This window comes from Microbacterium sp. NPDC087665, assembly GCF_044743285.1.
Lineage (GTDB): Bacteria > Actinomycetota > Actinomycetes > Actinomycetales > Microbacteriaceae > Microbacterium.
Genome location: NZ_JBIUWD010000008.1, coordinates 36,149 through 55,256, shown reverse-complemented (window position 1 = coordinate 55,256; position 19,108 = coordinate 36,149). Strand labels below are relative to the sequence as shown.

The 19,108-nt window shown below is 67.0% G+C and carries 14 protein-coding genes and 3 tRNA genes; 9 read left to right on the top strand and 8 right to left on the bottom strand.

Annotation, left to right across the window (positions count from 1 at the left end):
• Positions 1-10: 10 nt before the first annotated feature.
• On the top strand, positions 11-502 hold the full coding sequence (locus ACIOSY_RS15945; protein ID WP_400855045.1) for an inorganic diphosphatase: 492 nt from the start codon (positions 11-13) through the stop codon (positions 500-502).
• A 99-nt stretch (positions 503-601) separates the two neighbouring features.
• On the opposite strand, the gene ACIOSY_RS15940 is transcribed toward ACIOSY_RS15945, so the two are convergent.
• Complete coding sequence (locus ACIOSY_RS15940; protein WP_400855044.1) at positions 602-1,960, bottom strand: peptidoglycan DD-metalloendopeptidase family protein; 1,359 nt, start codon at positions 1,958-1,960, stop codon at positions 602-604.
• Positions 1,961-2,171: 211 nt separating this feature from the next.
• On the opposite strand from ACIOSY_RS15940, the gene ACIOSY_RS15935 reads away from it, so the two are divergent.
• The 3 genes from ACIOSY_RS15935 (at position 2,172) to ACIOSY_RS15925 (ending at position 2,490) form a co-directional block, all read left to right on the top strand.
• Positions 2,172-2,244, top strand: a tRNA-Glu gene (locus ACIOSY_RS15935).
• 29 nt (positions 2,245-2,273) lie between these two features.
• Positions 2,274-2,347 (top strand) — tRNA-Asp (locus tag ACIOSY_RS15930).
• A 70-nt stretch (positions 2,348-2,417) separates the two neighbouring features.
• Positions 2,418-2,490: transfer RNA gene (locus tag ACIOSY_RS15925), tRNA-Phe, on the top strand.
• Between the two features lie 121 nt (positions 2,491-2,611).
• On the opposite strand, the gene ACIOSY_RS15920 is transcribed toward ACIOSY_RS15925, so the two are convergent.
• From ACIOSY_RS15920 to ACIOSY_RS15910, 3 genes are all read right to left on the bottom strand, one after another.
• Positions 2,612-3,178, bottom strand: a complete 567-nt coding sequence (locus ACIOSY_RS15920) for a hypothetical protein (RefSeq protein WP_400855043.1) — start codon at positions 3,176-3,178, stop codon at positions 2,612-2,614.
• A gap of 57 nt (positions 3,179-3,235) precedes the next feature.
• Positions 3,236-4,558: an FG-GAP-like repeat-containing protein gene (locus ACIOSY_RS15915; protein ID WP_400855042.1), complete on the bottom strand. Its 1,323-nt coding sequence runs from the start codon at positions 4,556-4,558 to the stop codon at positions 3,236-3,238.
• Between the two features lie 153 nt (positions 4,559-4,711).
• A complete protein-coding gene (locus ACIOSY_RS15910) occupies positions 4,712-5,002 on the bottom strand; it encodes a hypothetical protein (protein WP_400855040.1) in 291 nt (96 codons plus the stop codon).
• Between the two features lie 122 nt (positions 5,003-5,124).
• Here ACIOSY_RS15910 and ACIOSY_RS15905 point away from each other — a divergent pair, with 122 nt between their 5' ends.
• The 3 genes from ACIOSY_RS15905 (at position 5,125) to ACIOSY_RS15895 (ending at position 7,564) form a co-directional block, all read left to right on the top strand.
• Complete coding sequence (locus tag ACIOSY_RS15905; protein WP_400855038.1) at positions 5,125-5,430, top strand: hypothetical protein; 306 nt, start codon at positions 5,125-5,127, stop codon at positions 5,428-5,430.
• A gap of 46 nt (positions 5,431-5,476) precedes the next feature.
• Positions 5,477-6,001 carry a hypothetical protein gene (locus ACIOSY_RS15900; RefSeq protein ID WP_400855036.1) on the top strand — a complete coding sequence of 175 codons (525 nt, stop codon included), beginning with the start codon at positions 5,477-5,479 and terminating at the stop codon, positions 5,999-6,001.
• 171 nt (positions 6,002-6,172) lie between these two features.
• Positions 6,173-7,564 carry a cell division initiation protein gene (locus tag ACIOSY_RS15895; RefSeq protein WP_400855035.1) on the top strand — a complete coding sequence of 464 codons (1,392 nt, stop codon included), beginning with the start codon at positions 6,173-6,175 and terminating at the stop codon, positions 7,562-7,564.
• Positions 7,565-7,631: 67 nt separating this feature from the next.
• Here the strand turns inward: ACIOSY_RS15895 and ACIOSY_RS15890 are convergent, their stop codons facing one another.
• The 3 genes from ACIOSY_RS15890 to ACIOSY_RS15880 all read right to left on the bottom strand — a co-directional run bounded on the left by ACIOSY_RS15890 (position 7,632) and on the right by ACIOSY_RS15880 (position 10,501).
• Positions 7,632-8,750: a fatty acid desaturase family protein gene (locus ACIOSY_RS15890; RefSeq protein WP_400855158.1), complete on the bottom strand. Its 1,119-nt coding sequence runs from the start codon at positions 8,748-8,750 to the stop codon at positions 7,632-7,634.
• Positions 8,751-8,914: 164 nt separating this feature from the next.
• On the bottom strand, positions 8,915-9,193 hold the full coding sequence (locus tag ACIOSY_RS15885) for a hypothetical protein (RefSeq protein ID WP_400855033.1): 279 nt from the start codon (positions 9,191-9,193) through the stop codon (positions 8,915-8,917).
• Positions 9,194-9,361: 168 nt separating this feature from the next.
• The gene (locus ACIOSY_RS15880) at positions 9,362-10,501 is read right to left on the bottom strand and encodes a low temperature requirement protein A (RefSeq protein WP_400855156.1); all 1,140 of its coding nucleotides are present in this window, start codon (positions 10,499-10,501) and stop codon (positions 9,362-9,364) included.
• 361 nt (positions 10,502-10,862) lie between these two features.
• Between ACIOSY_RS15880 and ACIOSY_RS15875 the strand changes: the two genes are divergently transcribed.
• Together ACIOSY_RS15875 and ACIOSY_RS15870 are read left to right on the top strand one after the other, a co-directional pair.
• A complete protein-coding gene (locus ACIOSY_RS15875; RefSeq protein WP_400855031.1) occupies positions 10,863-12,395 on the top strand; it encodes a sugar transferase in 1,533 nt (510 codons plus the stop codon).
• A 4-nt stretch (positions 12,396-12,399) separates the two neighbouring features.
• On the top strand, positions 12,400-13,362 hold the full coding sequence (locus ACIOSY_RS15870) for a glycosyltransferase family 2 protein (protein ID WP_400855029.1): 963 nt from the start codon (positions 12,400-12,402) through the stop codon (positions 13,360-13,362).
• Between the two features lie 147 nt (positions 13,363-13,509).
• On the opposite strand, the gene ACIOSY_RS15865 is transcribed toward ACIOSY_RS15870, so the two are convergent.
• Entirely contained in the window at positions 13,510-18,966 is a 5,457-nt protein-coding gene (locus ACIOSY_RS15865) for a PKD domain-containing protein (RefSeq protein ID WP_400855027.1), read from the bottom strand.
• Positions 18,967-19,108 lie beyond the last annotated feature (142 nt).

Sequence of the window (19,108 nt, the reverse complement as noted above, 5' to 3'; positions counted from 1 at the left end):
GAGCACACGCATGGGCGCACACGACGCCGTCATCGAGATTCCCCGCGGCAGCCGCGTGAAGTACGAGGTCGACCACGAGACCGGACGAGTGCACCTCGACCGCGTGCTCTACACGTCGTTCGGCTACCCCGCCGACTACGGCTACTTCGACAACACGCTCGGCGAGGACGGCGACCCGCTCGACGTGCTCGTGCTGCTCGACCACGCCATCTACCCGGGCGTCGTCGTCGAGGTGCGCCCCGTGGCCGTGCTGAAGATGAGCGACGAGGCCGGTGGCGACGACAAGCTGGTCGCCGTCCTGTCGAAGGACCCCCGCTGGGCCCACATCCAGGACATCGACGACATCGCCGAGTTCACGAAGAAGGAGATCTCGCACTTCTTCGAGCACTACAAAGACCTCGAGCCCAACAAGTGGGTCAAGGTCGACGAGTGGGGCAACGCGGCAGAGGCGCAGCGCATCCTCGACGAGGCGATCGTGCGGTTCGGCGAGCAGGGTCACTGACCCTCCCCTTCCCCTTGGGTCGCTGAGCCTGTCGAAAGCGAAAGACCCCCGGTTCCGCTCAGCGGCCGGGGGTCTTCTGCATGTCTGGAGGGCGGATGCTCAGATCGAGACGCCCCGTGCCGCCATGAAGTCGGCGGGGTTGGTGTAGCGGCCGTTGATGTAGACCTCGAAGTGGAGGTGGCATCCGAATGATCCGCCGGTGTTGCCCGCGTAGGCGATGACCTGTCCGGCGCTGACGCGCTGGCCGCTGCGCACCGCGAAACCGTTCGGCTTGATGTGCGCGTAGCCGGTGCCGACGCCGTCGCCGTGCTGGATGCGCACGTAGTTGCCGTATCCGCCGTTGGCGCCGGCGTAATCGACCGTGCCGGCCTGGGCGGCGTAGATCGCCGCGCCGCAGCCGTTGGCGAGATCGATGCCGTAGTGCCAGCTCGACGAGCATCCGTTCGCTCCGCACTGCTGCGAGCGGGGTCCGTAGCCCGAGCTGCGGGATCCGCCGTGGGGGCGCACCCATCCGCCGGTGCCGGGGGTTCCGCCGCCGCCGGAGTTGCCACCGGAGTTGGCCGCGGCCTCTGCCGCTGCCTTCTCCTTGCGGGCCTTCTCTTCGGCAGCGCGCTGCGCGACACCGGCCTGGTAGCCGGCGACCGTCTGCGTGGTCGCGTCCTTCAGGGCGGCGAGCTGCGCCTGCATCGTCTCGAGGTTCGCGGCCTGCTCGTCGAGCGCGGCCTGCGCGGCGTCGGCGGCCTGCTGCGCGGCGACCATCTTCTGCTCGGCGACCTGCTGCAGGCGGTCGCGCTCGGTGCGCGCGACGATGGCCTGATCGGTCAGCGACTGCGCGGAGTTGCGGGCCGCGACGGCGTCGTCGTAGACCGACTGGTTGTATTCGAGCAGCTTGTCCATCGTGCCGAGGCGCGACAGCAGCTCGTCGGCGTTCTCAGCGGAACCCGCGAAGAACAGTTCGAGCGAGGTGTCGTCGCCACCGTTGCGGTAGATCTGGGCGGCGACCTGGCCGGCCTTGCGAGCGGATGCATCGGCGATGCCTGCCTGCTCGTCGGCCTTGGCCTGCAGGGTGTCGGCTTCCGCGATCGCGGCGAAGTACTCCTGCTGCGCGACGTAGAACTCGTCGGAGGCGACCTGCGCCGCCGCCTGCGTCTCGGCCACCTTCTGGGTGAGCGACTGGATGAGGCCTTCGATGCGAGTGACCTCTGCGGCCTTGCTCGCTTCGTTGTTCTTGGCGCGCTGCACGTCGTCCCAGCTGGGGTACGACGCGGCGTAGGCGGCGGAGACGCCGGAGGAAACACCGAACGCGCTGAGCGCGACGACGCCGAGCACGCCGAGTCCGATCGCACCGCGGCGGCTCACACCGGGCTTGCGGAACGCGTCGCGTTCGGCAGGAGTGGGCGCGCAACCGCATTCTGCGGACGCCGCAGCTGCAGCATCCAGCGTGGTCTGATCGTTCACACGGCCCCTTCCACCGGTTTCACACGTTTCACAGTAACAACAACTTTCACATCCGCAACAGGGTGTGTCAGTGGATTCCGCGACAGGGTGATGTCCCCATCGTGCCCCGCAACACGCCCGCGATCCCGGCGGCGCGCCCTCGATTCGCAATTCGCCTCGAATATCCCTTATGCTTGAGCGTCGGCAAGGAAGTCCCCCGGGACTGACATCCGGCCCCATCGTTTAGCGGCCTAGGACGCCGCCCTTTCACGGCGGTAGCACGGGTTCGAATCCCGTTGGGGTCACAACATCCGATACAATTGAAAACAAGTATGGCCCTGTAGCGCAGTTGGTTAGCGTGCCGCCCTGTCACGGCGGAGGTCGCGGGTTCAAGTCCCGTCAGGGTCGCTCCGGTTCGTCGGGCTCTTTCTTCGGAGAGGGCCCTTCGTCTAGGATGCGACAGGTTCGCCGGTCGCACGGCTCTGTAGCTCAGTTGGTAGAGCGCACGACTGAAAATCGTGAGGTCACGGGATCGACGCCCGTCGGAGCCACAGGGTGATCATTACAGTCACCTTAGAAACCCCCACCTAGCTTCTAACATGGTGGGGGTTTTGCTTTGCCCTGGTGAGCCTTCTTCCCCGTTCCGTCGAGCGCGAACTCCTCGACGCCGCCTCAGTCGCTCGGGTGCCGCCAGGGCGCGGTCGGATCCGGCCGCAGCACGAGCACGTCGCCGGGCTGGATCTGCTTCGCACCGAACCGGTCGTTGTAGACGCCCACCGTGACGAAGTCGATGCAGAATCGCTCGCCGATGCCGATCAGGCTGTCACCCGAGACGACCGTGTAGCTCTCGATCAGACCTTCGGCGTTTAGGCCAACGGGGCCGGCGGCGACGGACGACTCCCCCATGTCGACCAGCTCGCCCACGAGCTCGACGGGATCGTCGGTTCCGGACTCGTGCCAGGGCGTCGTGATCACGGAATTGGTCGTGCAGTTGCCCGGACCTTGGGCGGAGAACGCGCCACGGCCGTCGTCGAGTGTGATGACCGCCTCCTCGTCGCCCGCAGCACTCCCGTTCACGCCCGCATCAGGGTCTGCGGTCCCGACCGCGCCGACGGCAACAGGGGCGGGTGCGGCCGCGGGAGCCGGCATCAGCGCAGAGACTGCGGGCGCCGCGACCGCGACGAGTCCTGCGACGACGAGGCCGGACACGGCGAGGGCGATCTTCTGCGAGCGATTCATCGCAGTGATCTTCTCATCGCGCGGCGTCGAAGTGCCAGAGCGAGCCTCCGCGCTCGGTCACTCGAGCAGGAGGTATCCGCCGAAGCCGGTCCCGACGCGAGACCGTTCGCCGATCGATCCGCTGCCGTTGCCCGGATAGAGGTAGAGCTCACCCTGTGCCGTGCGGGCGATGAAGTCCGCCTTGCTGTCGCCGTCGTAATCGACGCCCCCGGTGAGCGCGGTGAACTCTGCCCAGCCTCCTCCGACCTTCCAGCGGTCGCTGAACCCGTTCGTCACGCCCGGGTAGAAATGCAGGCGGCCCTCGTTGTCGACGGCCATGATATCGCCCCGGCCGTCATTGTTGAAGTCGCCGCCGACGAACTGCGGGAAGTACTGCCAGCCGGGGCCGATCGTCTGGGAGCCGGAGAAGCCACCGCTGCCGTTGCCCGCGTAGATCATGAGCGTGCCGTCGGCCGTGACGACGAGCACGTCCTGCTTGCCGTCGCCGGTGTAGTCCGCACCGGACGCGACGTGGAGCATGTCGTACCACCCGGTCGCGATGGAACTGAACGAGCCGAACCCGCCTGACGCGTTGCCCGCATAGAGTTCGAGCACGCCATCACTGCGCGCGACGAGGATGTCGGCGCGCTTGTCGCCATTGAAGTCGGTGTGCGTGACGTGCCGACGATTGCCCCAGACGCCCGTGATGATCGACGCGCTCTGGAACGACCCCGAGCCGTTGCCGGCCAGGAAGTGCAGATCGCTGTCGCCGGCGATCCCCAGCAGATCTGCCTTGCCGTCGCCGTTGTAGTCGGCCGAGAGAACCGTCGACGGGTTCGAGGCGGTCGCGAGTCCCGGGAACGTCATCGGGATCGTTGCGCCGCGCGAGACATTCGCGAGACAGGTGAAACCGTTGTTGATCGCCGCGTAGACGCTGCCGTTGCGCCACACCTCGAAGTGCAGGTGGTACGCGGTGGTGGCACCGGTCTTGCCGACCACGCCGATCTGCTGGCCACGGGTCACCCGAGTGCCCGGCGCCTGCATTCCCGGCGAGGCCATGTGCCCGTAGCGGGTGACGTATCCACCCGGATGCTCGATGTCGACGTAGTTGCCGTACCCCGAGTTCGCGGTGCGCGTCTTGATGACGCCGTCGTATGCGGCCAGGATCGGCGTTCCACCCTGGTTCGAGATGTCGATGCCGTCGTGCGCACGGTAGTTTTCGCGGCATCCGTCGCCCACCTTGGACTGGATGTTCCCCGATGCCGGGTAGACCATCTGCCCGTCGGTCGCCGCCGATGCCTGCAGTCCATCGGTGAACACCGGCGCGAACGCTCCGATGACGACCGCCAGGACGGCCACGATCGCAAGCCGGCGGAACGGCGCGCGGGACGATCGCTTCATGTCGCTTGACTCTCGTGCTCGATCGGCCCCAGTGGACGCCGCGTCCCCACCGTCACCGTATCAGCGGCCCGCCCCTCCATGAGGGAGCCGCTCGGTGCCGAGTCGCAGCCGATTTCGGTGCGGTGTCGAGCATCCGGCGATCGGAGGAACGGATCACAACATGTCGAACGCGCCTCCGAACGGAGCAGTATCGTCGCCGGTGTCACGGGGGTCGAAGTCCACCGTCCCGACCGAGATCACGACGTGGGTCGCCAACGAGACGAGCACGCTCACCACACGGTTTCCCACGGTCACGAAGTCGACGAATCGACCGCCCTCCTGCGCCGCCGCCTCGATCCGAGTTTTCAGTTCCTCGACGTCCTGGCCCTGCGCCAGCAGGAATCCGACGTCGTTCACTGCCACTTGGGTTCGCGTCATCGTGTGCATCTCGCCTGCGTCACTCATCTCTCTCACCCTCCTGTTCACGCGCCGACCATAACCCCGAGAGCACCTCTTCAGGAGGGGGATTGCATCGGAGGCGCAGATGAGGCAGGCACCACCCGTGAAGAGGGCGTAAGTTTCTGAGTATGGGCAGGCTCAGATACGACGGAATCTCCGATCCGATCCTCATCGAGGATGCGACGCTCGCGCACCTCAAGATCGTCATCGCCACCAAGCTCCGCCGCCAGGAGAGCTTCATGATGACCTGGCGCCCGCGCGGCGACGGCCCCGACAAGAGGGCCACCGTCTGGATCCATCCGGCCATCCCCCTGCAGTTCGGATTCGACGACGAAGAGATCCCCCCGGTCGATCCGCACCGCATCGCAGAACTCATGCGCCTGCTCAACGCCAGCGGCGAGCTGGTGCTCGACCACGTGCTGCTTCCGAGCTGAGCCGTCTCGCCCGACGTCGCGCCCGAACCACCGCTACGCTGTGGCCGTGGACAACCCGACCTATCTCCTCCTCGGCCTCTTGGTACTCGCCCTCATCATCGGCGGTCCCTTTCTCAAGGGCTGGGCGAACCGCAAGGCGGCGAGTGCGGGCGAGAACGCAGGTAAGAAGTTCGCCGCGTCGCAACTGGTGAAGGTGCTGCCGGAGTTCGGCACGACGCTGATCATCCACGCCCCGGAGCACTCCGCGCGGGAGATCGTCGCCGAGGCCGCGGCCAAGAAGCCCAAGGACTTCCCGGCGCGCGCCGACGGCGGCTACGGCATCCGCTTCGCCGAGGCCGACGACACGATCGTGCGGCTGGTCCCCGACCCTGCGGGCACGCGCGTGCAGGTCGAGACGTTCCGCGAATACATGGGATTCCCGCAGACCGCGCCGTTCTGGACGGACCTGCGCGAGCGCATCGCGAGCGCCGCGGGTGCACGCGACACCGCCGTCTCGGAAGGTCCGCGCCTGGAGTACCTGCGCGGGGCCCTCCTCGACGCGAGGAACGCGCGCTGGACCCTCGACGCCTGAGCGTTCGGCTCATCCGCGCCCTCCGAATCAGGCGCACATCTCACAGCCGACGCAACTAGGCTGGGCGTGTCAGCGAGCATGCGGCACGGGCTCCGCCCGAACGATGCCGCGGCACGGACCCTCACGACTCCCCCTCGGTCCCTGTGACCTGCGCCAGAAAGGCACGAACGCATGAGCGAATCCTCTGGAACCGACAATCGCGGCGACGACCGCTCCCCCGATTTCTTCGATCAACTGATCGAGACCACCCCGCGCGAACAGCAGTCCTCGCCGTCTCAGTCGGCGTTCACGATCGGCTTCCGCGGCTACGACAAGGCCGAGGTCGACTCGGCTCTCTCGACGCTGCGTAACCAGCTGCAGCAGGCCGCCGCCGACCTCGCCGATGCCGAGGTGCGCCATGCTGACGCCATCGACGCCGTGCGCGCCGAAGCGGAATCCGCACGGGAAGCCGTCGAGAGCGAACTCACCGCCGTCAAGGCGCAGGCCGCCGAGACCGAGCAGCAGGTCGCGACCCTCACCTCCGAGCTCGTCGACGCTCCGACCGCCGACGGCGAAGAGGCACCGTCCCGCCAGCAGTTCGAGGCGATCCTGCGGGTCGCTGAAGAGCAGGCCAACGTGCTCATCCAGAACGCGGCCGTGCAGGCCGACCGCTTGATGGCCGCCGCTCGCGAGCAGGTCACCTCGCAGCGCGCAGAGGCAGACGCCGATGTCGCACGCATCATCGCGCAGGCCGAACGCGACGCCGACCAGGTGCGCCTGAAGATCGATACCGAGTACACCGCGCACGAAGCACGCATCGAGCGGGAGTCCGCGCACGCCGCCGAGAAGGTCAACCAGGCCTCGCAGGAGGCCACGGCGATCCGCACCGAGGCAGAGAAGGGCGCCGCGGCGCTGCGCTCGCTCGTCACTCGCGAGACCACGCAGCTGCGCACCGACGCCGAACGCGACGTGCGCGAGATGAACGCTCGTGTGCTCGAATTCGAAGAGACGCTCACCCGTCGTCAGGACGACGCGCAGCAGGAGTTCCTCGTGCTGCACAACCAGGCCGTCGCCCATGCCGAGCGCATCACGAGCGATGCGAACGAGCAGGTCACGGCGTCTCTCGAGCACGCGCAGCGCATCTCCGGCAAGGCCGACGACTACGAGCGCCTCTCGCGCTCGCAGGCCCAGGCAATCGAAGCGGATGCTCAGGTCCGCGCCCGCGAGACCCTCGACCGTGCTCGCGTGAAGTCGCAGAAGATCGTCGAATCCGTCACCAGCCACACCACCGAGGTACTGCGCGACGCTGAAGACCGCACGCGTCAGCTGCGCTGGCAGCAGCAGCAGCTCACGAGCTTCATGGCCGAGGTCCGCGAGCTCATCCGCCCCGACGGGATCTTCTCCGACGAGGGCGCCGAATCGATCACCGCGCTCGGCGGCCGCAGCGCGTCGGCAGACGACAGCGCTGCGACCGAGGAGTTCCTCGGTGACGAGGTGCTCGACGACGAAGCCATCGATGACGACCGCCCGCTCGAGAAGATCACCATCGAAGTGGTCGACGCCGACGAGGAGTCGGGACGCTAACGCTCCCACATACGAAGAAGGCCCGAGCGGATGATCCGCTCGGGCCTTCTTCGTCATGTCTGCGTGCTTACGCGCGGCGGAACTGCGAGGCCGCCGGGCAGTCGAAGGGATCGGCTGCCGCGAGACCGACGCGGTTCAGGTACTCGATGATGATGCCGTACGACCGCAGGATGGTCGTCTCGGTGTACGGCACGTTGTTGGCCGCGCAGTAGTCGCGCACGATACCCCGTGCCTTCGACAGGTGCAGACGCGACATGTTCGGGAAGAGGTGGTGCTCGACCTGGTGGTTGAGACCGCCCATGAACCAGGTGGCCCACCAGGTGCCGGTGACGTTACGCGAGGTGCGCACCTGCTTCGAGAAGAAGTCGAGCTTCGCGTCGGGAGCGATGATCGGCATGCCCTTGTGGTTCGGGGCGAAGGAGGCTCCCATGTAGACGCCGAAGACGGCGAGCTGCACGCCCATGAAGGCGAACGCCATTCCGAGCGGCAGGAAGAGGAAGACCGGCACGATGACCAGCGAGAGGCGGAGGGTGATGAGCGCCAGCTCGGTCCAGCGTCCCTTGACGTTCTTCTGCGTCGTGAGGTGCTTGAGGCTGATGTAGTGGAGGTTGATTCCCTCGAGCATGAGCAGGGGGAAGAACAGCCACCCCTGCTTGCGGGTGATCACTCGAATGAGACCGCGCGACTTCTCGGCATCCGTCTCGAGGAACGAGATCGTGTCGATCTCGATGTCGGGGTCGCGACCGACCTGGTTCGGGTTGCCGTGGTGGCGGGTGTGCTTCGAGTCCCACCAGTGGTAGCTCATGCCGACGGCGCCAGCGGCGAGAACGCGCGCCAGGCGGAAGTTCGACGGCCCCGAGGCTAGGATCTGACGGTGCGCCGCCTCGTGAGCGAGGAACGCGATCTGGGTGAAGACGATTCCGAGTGCTGCAGCGATGAGCAGCTGGAACCAGCTGTCGCCGAGCAGGATGAAACCGGTGATGCAACCACCCAGTGCCAGCAGCAACGCTGCGCCGACGAGAGAGTAGAAGACGGGGGTGCGCTGCAGGAGTCCGGTCTCGCGGACCACCTGCTGCACATCACGATAGGCCTTGGCCATCGGGGGGAAATCAGCATTTCCGGCATATGTCTGGCGCACGCGTCCGAGAGTGGACGATGTGGCGTCGACCTGAGTGATGGAGATGATTCTCTCCTTCCGTTCAGAAGCCCTGAAGCTCGGGAGCAAAGGCGGATGCCGTTCGCTGACCTCAGGCTAGCCCGGGCCGCATGCGCCGTACGGCATACGAATACGGTTCACGGCGCATTCGTAGACGGCGTCATCGGGAAATTAGGCGCCTCGAAAACGGGGGGTCAGGGCCGCGCGCGGCGCGGACGCCGCAGGAGGGCGCGGGGAATGGAGAATCCGCGCACTCGACGGGTGGGTTCGCCGACGGTCTCGAGGGCGTTGCGGGCGTCGTCGAATCGGACGAATCGGCCGATGTCAACCCCCCGCGCATCGCGGACGAGGTGGGCGGATCCGTCGAATTCGACGAAGCCGGCGAATTCGCCGTCGCGAGTGGCGACGTGCACATCGGTGTCGGCCTGCTTCCAGGTCAACGGATCGGACGGAGGAAAAGTTGTCGTAGTCATGGTGGTGCTCATTGCTATGGGGCGGGCGCATGGGCGCTCCGCAAATCTGAAGATCAAGGGCGGATGCCGCGCGCATCGATGTGCGTGGTCCTTAATGGCCCTGATCAGTGGCGACGTGGCGGCCGAGAGGGGCGATGCACACACGTTGCACGATAAGCATAACAGATCTCAGGCAGATGCCGTTTTCTCACCGAGAGGCGGCCGGATCACGAGCACGACGACGATGATCACCATGATCAGCGCAGTCAGGGCCACCGGAACGGGAAGCGCGGGGTCGAGCAGCACCAGGACGGCACCGAGCGGGACCACGGTGTTCACGACCCTGTCGGCGCTGCGCCTGATCGCGACCAGCCAGACGCAGATCAGGAAGACGGCGATCGGAATCGTGACGGTGAACGACGCCACCATGCTCGACAGCTCGCTCTTGCCCGTGAGCACATCGAGCTCCACCTCGATGCCGGCCGAGAACGCGGCGGCCGCCGCGAAGACGAAGTAGTGCGTATAGCCATAGGCCAGGGAATTGCGGAACGAGACGATCGCGCGGTGGTGGGGCGGCCAGAAGTAGATCCACCAGAGCGATGCCGTCACCACGAGCGTGAGCACGCTGATAGAGATGAACGGAACGAACGATTCCGCCTCGTGCAACGCCTCGATGATCGCGTTGGCAGACGCGAGCAGACTCTCGCCGAGAACGATGAGAGTGAAGAGTCCGTATCGCTCGGTGATGTGGTGCGGATGCCAGGGGGTCTGCTGCTTGTGTTCGGCGAAGACGGGAACCGATATCTCGAGCAGTGCGAAGCAGACGAAGGCCACGACCTGCAACGAGCCCTCGGGGATCAGCAGGAAGAGAATCCAGAGAATCTGCACCGCGGCGATGCTGCACGCGTATCGGAGCGTCGCGGCGCGTAACCGGCCCGCCGCCCGGGATGCGCGCAGCCACTGGGCGACCATGGCGATGCGCATCACCACGTACCCGATGACGACGAGAGTGAATTTCCCGTGCTCGAACGCGCTGGGTATCCCCGCTGCCAAGATCAGCACGCCACTCATCTGCACGATGGTGGTCACCCGGTAGAGCCAGTCATCCGTGTCGAAGGCGGTGGCGAACCACGAGAAGTTCATCCACGCCCACCAGATCGCGAAGAACAACATCGCATACGAGGTGATCCCGTGCACGAAGTGCCCGCCGCTGAGGGCGTGGTGAAGCTGGGCCGACGCCGTGCTGACGGCGACGACGAAGACGAGGTCGAAGAAGAGCTCGAGTGAGCTGGCGGCACGGTGCGGCTGGGTCGGATCCCGCGGGATCATGCGGCTGAGACGAAGTCGCGGCACGGTGGCGTTAGGGATCACCGCGCCAGAATAGACCCGAGCGCGCGATGGGCGCCCGGACTTCCGGAATATCGTTTCGTCCATTCGTGTGAGGAATCTTCCGAACGTCCCTGCCTTCAGCTATGCTGAGGCTGTCTGCAGTATCTGCTGTGTGCGTTCGCCGTGTGGGACGGTGATCGCTCGGACCGTGGTGTGGGATCACGGATTGACAGCAGAACCCGAGGGGTCGGGATTGCAGACGAAACCGCGAGCGTGGGGCTGGCGGTCTGGGGAAATATCTGGGGAAACGAATGTCGCACTGGGGATTTTTGCGTACATCAATGGCTCATGGAGCCTCGGCATGACTTCCGTCGAGGGTGCCGTGAGCATCACTCGCGCGGGCTCGGCGTTCGTGCCGCTTGCCACTCCACGAGCCGTAAAGCCGGTGCCGCGCACGGTGGAAACGCCGCGCGCCTCCGCAACGCTGGAACGCCGCCGTCAGTGGGAACGGCGATATCGGATGCGACTGCGGACAACGGATGCTGCGGTCATCCTGCTCGCCGTCGGTCTGACGGCGGCGATCCAGTTGTTCATCGGCCTGAGCGGCACCGAGGTGCTGCGCGCGAGCCTTCCGCTCGCGGGACTGTGGTTCGTCATGTTGAGTGCGCTGCACACGCGTGATGCCGCCCTTTTCCAGGCCAGCGCCACGGAGTATCGCGGCGTCGCGCACGCCAGCGGTCTGGCCTTCGGGCTCGTCGCGATCATCGCGGTACTCCTCGCGTGGGAATCGATGCAGCTGACGCTCGTCGTCGGCTTCCCCCTCGGTCTGGTCGCCCTCCTGCTCACCCGTTGGGCATGGCGGCACTGGCTGCAGGGACAGCGGCGTCACGGACGCTTCGCCTCGCGCACGCTCGTCGTCGGCAACCGAGACGACGTCGAGTACGTCGTCCGCACGCTGCACCCCATCGGAGCCTCCGGCTACCAGGTCGTGGGGGCGACGCTGCTCGACGGCAACGCGCGCGACGTCGAGGTCGAGGGCATCCGCTTCCCCGTGCTCGGCAACACGAACACCGTCGCCGCCGTCGCGAGCGAACTCGGCGCCGACACGATCATCGTGGCCAGTCGACCGGAGGGCGATCCCGACTTCGTCAAGCAACTGAGCTGGCAGCTCGAGGGCACGGCGGCAGAGCTCGTGCTCTCCAGCCGGCTGACCGATGTCGCCGGCCCCCGCATCTCCTTCGCCGCGGTGGAGGGACTTCCTCTGATCCAGGTGCAGATCCCGACCTACGAAGGTGGAAAGCATCTGCTCAAGAGAGCACTCGACATCGCCGTCTCGGCTCTCGCCCTCATTCCGATCGGGCTGGTCCTTCCCCTACTCGCACTGCTCATCAAGGTCGACTCCGCGGGGCCGGTCTTCTTCCACCAGGAGCGCGTCGGCCGCGACGGACGTCGATTCAAGATGGTGAAGCTGCGCTCGATGCGCACAGATGCCGAGCAGCAGCTGGCGGCTCTGAAAGAGCAGAACGAAGGATCAGGACTTCTCTTCAAGATGAAGGACGATCCGCGCGTGACCCGTATCGGGCGCGTGCTGCGCAAGCTCTCACTCGATGAGCTGCCCCAGTTCTGGAACGTCCTCATCGGCGACATGAGCGTCGTGGGCCCTCGCCCCCCGCTGCCGAACGAAGTCACCGCCTACGACGGCACGGTCGTGCGACGCCTCTACATCAAGCCCGGCATCACGGGCCTCTGGCAGATCTCCGGTCGAAGCGACCTCTCGTGGGACGAGAGCGTGCGACTCGATCTGCGCTACGTCGAGAACTGGTCGGTCATGAACGACCTTCAGATCATGTGGCGCACCGCCAAGGTCATGGTGCAGCCGAGCGGGGCATACTGAACGCATGAGCACCCCGGCGCCCTCTGACGACGGCCCCTCCGTTCTGGTCGCCGTCACCACGTTCCGGCGGGTGGAGCTGCTGCCGCCACTCGTCGCCGCGATTCGAGCGAACGCCGGAGACGCAGGCGGCAGGATGCGGATCGCCCTCGTCGACAACGACCCGCTGCAGTCCGCGGCCGCGAGCGCCGTCGCGCTCGACGTCGACTACGTCTCCGAACCCACCCCGGGGATCGCCGCGGCCCGCCAGGCAGCACTCGATGCCGCCCGAGGAGATGAACTCGTCGCCATGGTCGACGACGATGTCATGCCGCAATCCGGATGGCTCGACGCCCTCATCCGCGTCTGGGTCGCCGAGCACCCCGCCGTCGTCATGGGGTACGTCGAATACGTGTGGCCGGAGGGCACCGATCCCTGGATCATCGCCGGCGGTTTCATGCGTCGGCGACGACGCGTCACCGGCCAGCACCTCGAGGCGCTGGCGACCGGAAACGTTCTCGTCGACGCTACGCAGGTGAAGCGCCTCGGGGTGCGGTTCGACACCAGCCTGGGTCTCGCCGGAGGCGAAGACATGCTCTTCGGACGCGCGATCCTCCACAGCGGCGCGAAGATCATCGCATCCGCGGACTCCGTCGTGCGCGACGATGTGCCGCTCGCGCGCACCACGCGGGCGTTCGTGCGCCGTCGCACGATCTCGCAGGGCCAGATGCGCACGCGCCTCCTCACGCGAAGCGGTTCGAGCGCGCGACGTCTTGTTCTGCGCGCCGTGCATCTTTTCGGCGGGCTCGTGCGGTGGGTCGTCTTCTCTGTGCGCGGACTGGTCGCTCGTCTGCGCCGAGACCAGGCCGCGCAGGCCGTGCTGCAGCGTCGCACCTGGTTCGCCCAGGGCCGCATACTGGGTGCCGTTGGTCGCATCACGCCCGAGTACGCGCGCACGACGACCGCCGCGACGTCGGCCACTGCGTCCTGAGGCAGGTTCCGGGGCTCACGGTTGCGCGGCGAGTCTCCGCGCGCGGAGCGAAGCCGAGGTGTGCCGACCGCTCGGCCCCACGCTCCGCCCACCGCGGCCCAGATGCGGGGAGAAACGGATCTTCCGTCCGCCCTCCCCGCATCGTGTCTACTGCGGGATGACCACCGCGAAGCGGTCGAACGCGAGCTTCGTCGCCGGGTTGGTCGATGCCGAACTGAGCGACGTCTTGATGCCGACTCCCCCGGCAGCTTGCAGGGCGGCTGTCGTGTCCGTGCCCTGCAGCTGCCAACCGGTGGGTTCGGTCTGACCTTCGACCCAGACCTTCGCGGCGATCGTCGTCGGGTTCGTCCCCGTGACGGAGAGCCGGGTGTGCAGAACCTGACCCGGCGTGTAGGCGGTCGGGAGAACGTAGCTCCCCCCGATCGCCGTCTCGTCACGCAGGATGTAGAGGCGGATGACGCCCGCCGGTTCGAAACGCACTCGAGCGGAGTAGTTCGACGTGCCCACGGTGCGCCCGAGCAGAGTGACGCTCGCCGTTCCTCCGGTCGAAGCGACATCGGACGAGAACGTCGTGTCGAGCACGGTGTTCGTCGCCGACACCCCGAGTCGGGCCTCACGGGTCTGCGAGGGAGCGAGAGTCACCACCCCGGCGCCACCCGCGACCGTGAAGGCCGGGTTGCCGCCGGTGGTCGTCCATGCGCCTCCGAGATCGGCCGTGCCCCACCCACCGGCGACCGAGCGGTTGAACTCGTCGGTGGCGAGCGGCGTCGGACCCGCAGGCGGGTCGACTGGCGGATCGACCACGGGCGCCGTCACCGTGACGGGCGCCGTGACGGTGTGCGTCGCGCCGTCGTCGTCGGTGACCGTCAACGTCACGGTGTACGTACCGGTCGCGGCGTACGGGTGCGACGCGGTGACCCCGGTCGCTGTGGCCCCGTCGCCGAAGTTCCAGGCGTACGACGTGATCGTTCCGTCGGAGTCGCCCGACGTACTGGCGTCGACACTCGCCGTGAGGCCGCTCGCCGAGGAGACGAACGCGGCTGTCGGCGCCTGGTTCGGCGGTGCCACGACCGCGCCCGAGACCACCTTGATGTCGTCGATGCTGATGACCGACGAGACGGTGGAGACCGAGCTGATGGCCATCTTGAGACCGACGGAGCCTGCCTGTTGCATCGCGGCCGTGGTGTCGGTCGCCTGCAGCTGCGGGTTCGTGGGTTCGGTGGTTCCGGTACGCCAGACCTTGAGCGACAGCGTGGTCGGAGATGTTCCCCGCACCGACAGTGCCGCCGACAGGCTCTCACCTGCGGTGTAGTTGCCCGGGAGCACGACGCTGTTGCCGATCGCGGTCTCGTTGCGCAGCAGGTACAGACGGATGACGCCCGTCGCCTCGACCTTGATACGGCCCGAGTACACGTCGTTCCCGACCTGTCGACCGTTGACCGTCAGGTTGAATGCTCCGCCCGAGGTGGCCTTGCTCGACGAGATCGTCAGCGAGGTGATCGTCTCGGTCTTGCTGATGCCGCCGAGGCGCGCCTCTCGGGTCTGCCCCGGGGCCAGCGCGATCTTGCCGACACCGTCAGCGACCGAGAACGCCGCTGCGCCGCCGGTGGTCGTCCAGGCGCCTCCGACGTCGGCGCTCCCCCACGACGAGGTCGCGGAGCGGGCGAAGGCATCGCGGGCGATGACGTCTTCGGTCGAGGCCGGAGCCACGATGACCGAGGAGGTCGTCTGATGCGTCGCACCGTCGTCGTCGGTCACGATGAGCGTCACCGTGTACGTACCGGCGGTCGTGTAGGCGTGCGTCGCCGTCGCGCCGGTGGCGGTCGCACCGTCACCGAAGTTCCACGAGTACCCGACGATCGTGCCGTCGGTGTCGCTGGAGCCGCTTCCGTCGGCCGAGACAGTCATGCCGTCGGCACCCCGCACGACGTTCGATACGGCCTTGGGCGCCACGTTCGCCGCTTCGACGACGACCGACTGCGTGCTCGTCGCCGAGCCGCCGCGGTCATCTGCGACGGTGAGCGTCACCTCGTACGTGCCGTTGGCCGTGTAGGTGTGGGCCGCCGTCGCCCCGGTGGCGGATGCCCCGTCACCGAAGTTCCACGAGTACGCCGCGATGGTTCCGTCGGGATCCGTACTCCCCGAACCGTCGACTGACAGTGCGCGGAAGTCCTTGGCCGTCGTGAACGCCGCCGTCGGCAACGCGTTCGGAGCGCGGACCACCACGTCGTGACTGACCGAGGTCGTGAGGGATCCGCTGTCGCGGACCGTCAATGTCACCGTGTAGGTGCCCGGCGTCGTGTAGACGTGGGTCGGGGCGACCCCGGTTCCCAGCTCGCCGTCACCGAAGTTCCAGCTGTACTCCGCGATCGGCCCTTCGGCATCGCTCGACGTCGAGGCGTCGAACGCCACCGACAGGTCGGTCGGAGTGGTCGTGAACTGCGCGACCGGAAGCTCGTTGCCCTGACCGGTCTTGCCCAGCTGGAAGTGCTGCAGCACCTGGCTGCTGGTGAGCGGCGCCGAGTAGATGGCGACCTCGTCGACGGAGCCGACCCAGAACGGGTTGCCCTCCCACGTGGTGTCGCCGCCGACCCGCCAGTATCCGGCGTAGTCCTCGGCGTTGGAGACGCTGTTGGACGCGACCTCCACGCCGTCGACGAACAGCTGCATGCCGCTCGGCGACTGCTGCGCCACGACGTGGTGCCACTGGTTGTCGCGGTAGGTGCTCGGCGCGGTGAGGATGTTCTCCCCGCCGTTGTAGACGCCGAACTTCAGCCGTCCGCTGGTGTCCATATAGAGATGACGGTCGTAGTTCGTGCTGGCGTTGGCGGCGTTCGTGTTGCTGTTGCCGAAGCCGACGATCTTTCCGCCACCGGTGGTGGTGGTCTTGAACCATGTCTCGATCGAGTAGATGTCGGAGGCGGCGTACTGCCGATCACTGACCACGTTCTGGCGGTTGTTCCAGGTCGTGCCGCTGCGCGACGAGGTGAACCGGATCGACTTGTCGGTCGCACCTGCCAGCGCGCCGGTCTCGCCGCGCTGGATCGATGCGCTGCCGGTGGTCTTGTAACTCCCGGTGCTGCCGTCGCGTCCGGAGTCGGCCGCGACCGTTCCCGAGGTTTCGCCCAGGCGCCAGTACAGCGTGGGGTCGAGGTCGTACACGGCCTTGCCGTAAGCATCCGCCGGCGCCGCCGGCAGAGCCGAGGCGCGTCCCGAGGCGACGAAGTGCGCGTCGACGACATCGCGGGTGATCGCCGTGTCGTAGATCGCCACGTCGGCGATGCGCCCGTTCAGGTACCCGGAGGACCCGGCCGAAGGCCAACTGCCCAGGGAGTCGCCGCCGATGCGCCAGTAACCGGAGTAGCTCTGCCCCGTCGTGGTGTCGGACCGCGACCCGACGCGCTTGCCGTCGAGGAACAGCACCATGCCGGAGGAGCTCATCGTGCCGACCACGTGGTGCCACTGACCGTCGTTGAACCCGGCACTGCTGGTCACTGCACGCGAGGTGCCCGGGTAGACGCCGAACGAGACCTGACCGGTGTTGTTGATGTAGATGTGCCGGTCGTAGCTGCCGGAGTTGCCGGTGGCGTTGTTGCCGAAGCCGACGATCTTGCCGCCGCTCGTGCTCGTGGTCTGGAACCAGGCCTCGACCGAGAACGTGTTGGGTCCGACCTCGGAGACCGAGGAACCCGCGGTGCCGTTCGACCCGTTGAACGCCGTCGACGACGAGGGGGCTCCGACGACCTGGCCGGCCTGGCCACGTGTCGTCCCGCCTGTGAGGCCGACGTCATTGCCGGCCATCCAGTCGATGCCGGAGGCACCGGATGCCTCGTTGAGCGGCCAGTAGTACTTGGGCGCCGAATTCAGAACTGCCGTGTTGTAGGCGTTCTCGGTACCGGCGGCGGCGACGGTCGCCGACGTCCAGTCGGACGTGGTGCTGTTGCCGTTCGGGTCGGTCACCTTGACGCGATATTGATATGTCTGCCCCGCGGTCACCGTGGTGTCGGAGTAGGTCATGCGCGGTCGCACCCAGTAGGTGGACTCGGCGGTCGTCGTGTAGACCGGCTGCGCGATGTCGCGCCGGTACACCTCGTATGTGAGCTTGGCGTTGTCGGCATCGTGGTTGGCCGACCACGCCACCCGCACCTGACCGGCGCGGAACGACTGGGTGCTGATCTGGTACGCGCCGCCCTGGATGGTCGGACCGACCTTGTTGGGCGCGGTCGACGGCTTGGCGAAGCGCACCAGACCCTGCTGGGCGACCCCGCCGACGGCCGTGAACTCACCGCCGTAGATCAGGTATTCACCCGCTCCGGTGACCGACCAGCCGGCCTGGTCCATGCCCGAGACCGAGCCCGGCTGCCACTTCGGGTACCAGTGCAGCAGCTTCGCGGCAGGGTTGCCGGTGAAGCTGCGGTACCCGTAGGGGTCGGGAGTGATCGTGCGGTTCGACGGGTTCTTGTCGAACGCGAGCGAGTGGTTGAAGTTCCACGGGTCGAGTTGCGGGAACTCGCCGATGTTGCCGCAGTAGTGCGTGTGCGAAGCGGTGTAGAGCACGCCGCCCGTCGGGTAGATCGAGTACGTGTCGCCGTGGCAGTCTTCCATCCACGCCATCGACCCGTCGCTCCAGTTGGCGCGGAAGGCGCCTTCGAAGTCGTCTTCGGTCTTGGATCCGCCGAAGTCGTAGCCACTGCCGTAGACGCTGTCGCCGTCGGAGGCGAGGGCGTAGATGGATGCTCCGGTGCCGGCGTTGCGGATCACGCTGTTGATGGCCCAGGGCAGGCTCTGACCCGTCGTCGCGTCGAGGGCGGCCATGCCGCGCCCGGGGTTCGTCGAGCCGTTGGTCGAGGTGAACGACCCGCCGATGACGACCTTGGACTTGTCGGGCGAGACGACCACGGCGCGCACGCCGTAGCCGCCGGCGAGCACCGGGTTGAAGTCGAGGACGGCGCCGGTGGATGCGCTCAGCGCGGCCACGCCGGTGCGGGCGACGTTGTTGATGTTGGAGAACTCTCCGGTGACGTACACCGTGGTGTCGGTGGCGACGATGCCCTGCACGACGGTGTTGGTGCCCGGGGTCCAGGTCGAGATCAGCTGACCGGTGGCGGTGTTGAAGGCGGCGAGGCGGTACCGGTTCTGGCCGTTGACCGCGGTGAAGCCACCGCCGATGTAGAGCCGGGATCCGTCGGGCGAGACGGCGACCGCAAGGATGCGCCCGTTCACGGTGGGGTTGAACGACGTGTCGAGCACCCCGGTCGCGAGGTCGTATGCGAGCAGGTTCGACCGGGCGGTCTCGTTCGTGCCCGCGGCGGCGCCCGCCGGGCGCGCACTGGTGAACTGTCCGCCGGCGTAGACCTTGCTGCCCGCGACGGCCTGCGCCCAGACGATCCCGTTGATCTGCACGGTCGGCAGCGGATCGGCGCTCATGGTCTGCGGCAGGGCCGGATCGGTCGGAACCGTGTCAGCCTGCGCGGCAGGAGCCGTCAGGGCGGCACCGAGGAGCGTCGTCACCACAACGGTGACGATCCCCATCGCGATACGGCGGAACGGACGTGCATTCGAATCGAGATCGTGATCGATCGCGTCGAGTCGACGGACTCGCATAGCGCCTCCCCAGGCGGCTGCCGAGTGATCGGCAAAAGAAGTGGATTCCCCCGCGTCCCCCATAGACGCATCCGCGGTAACCATAGCGCAGAACGGCGGTGGATACCAGAAGAACTTTCTCGGCCCGTGGTGACGGGCATCC

What these genes read in the sequence shown, in the direction of transcription:
- ACIOSY_RS15895 (WP_400855035.1), top strand. Translation starts at nt 6,173, where the DNA reads ATGAGCGAATCCTCTGGAACCGACAATCGCGGCGACGACCGCTCCCCC.
- ACIOSY_RS15905 (WP_400855038.1), top strand. Translation starts at nt 5,125, where the DNA reads ATGGGCAGGCTCAGATACGACGGAATCTCCGATCCGATCCTCATCGAG.
- ACIOSY_RS15910 (WP_400855040.1), bottom strand. Translation starts at nt 5,002, where the DNA reads ATGAGTGACGCAGGCGAGATGCACACGATGACGCGAACCCAAGTGGCA.
- ACIOSY_RS15865 (WP_400855027.1), bottom strand. Translation starts at nt 18,966, where the DNA reads ATGCGAGTCCGTCGACTCGACGCGATCGATCACGATCTCGATTCGAAT.
- ACIOSY_RS15870 (WP_400855029.1), top strand. Translation starts at nt 12,400, where the DNA reads ATGAGCACCCCGGCGCCCTCTGACGACGGCCCCTCCGTTCTGGTCGCC.
- ACIOSY_RS15885 (WP_400855033.1), bottom strand. Translation starts at nt 9,193, where the DNA reads ATGACTACGACAACTTTTCCTCCGTCCGATCCGTTGACCTGGAAGCAG.
- ACIOSY_RS15920 (WP_400855043.1), bottom strand. Translation starts at nt 3,178, where the DNA reads ATGAATCGCTCGCAGAAGATCGCCCTCGCCGTGTCCGGCCTCGTCGTC.
- ACIOSY_RS15880 (WP_400855156.1), bottom strand. Translation starts at nt 10,501, where the DNA reads ATGATCCCGCGGGATCCGACCCAGCCGCACCGTGCCGCCAGCTCACTC.
- ACIOSY_RS15915 (WP_400855042.1), bottom strand. Translation starts at nt 4,558, where the DNA reads ATGAAGCGATCGTCCCGCGCGCCGTTCCGCCGGCTTGCGATCGTGGCC.
- ACIOSY_RS15945 (WP_400855045.1), top strand. Translation starts at nt 11, where the DNA reads ATGGGCGCACACGACGCCGTCATCGAGATTCCCCGCGGCAGCCGCGTG.
- ACIOSY_RS15875 (WP_400855031.1), top strand. Translation starts at nt 10,863, where the DNA reads ATGACTTCCGTCGAGGGTGCCGTGAGCATCACTCGCGCGGGCTCGGCG.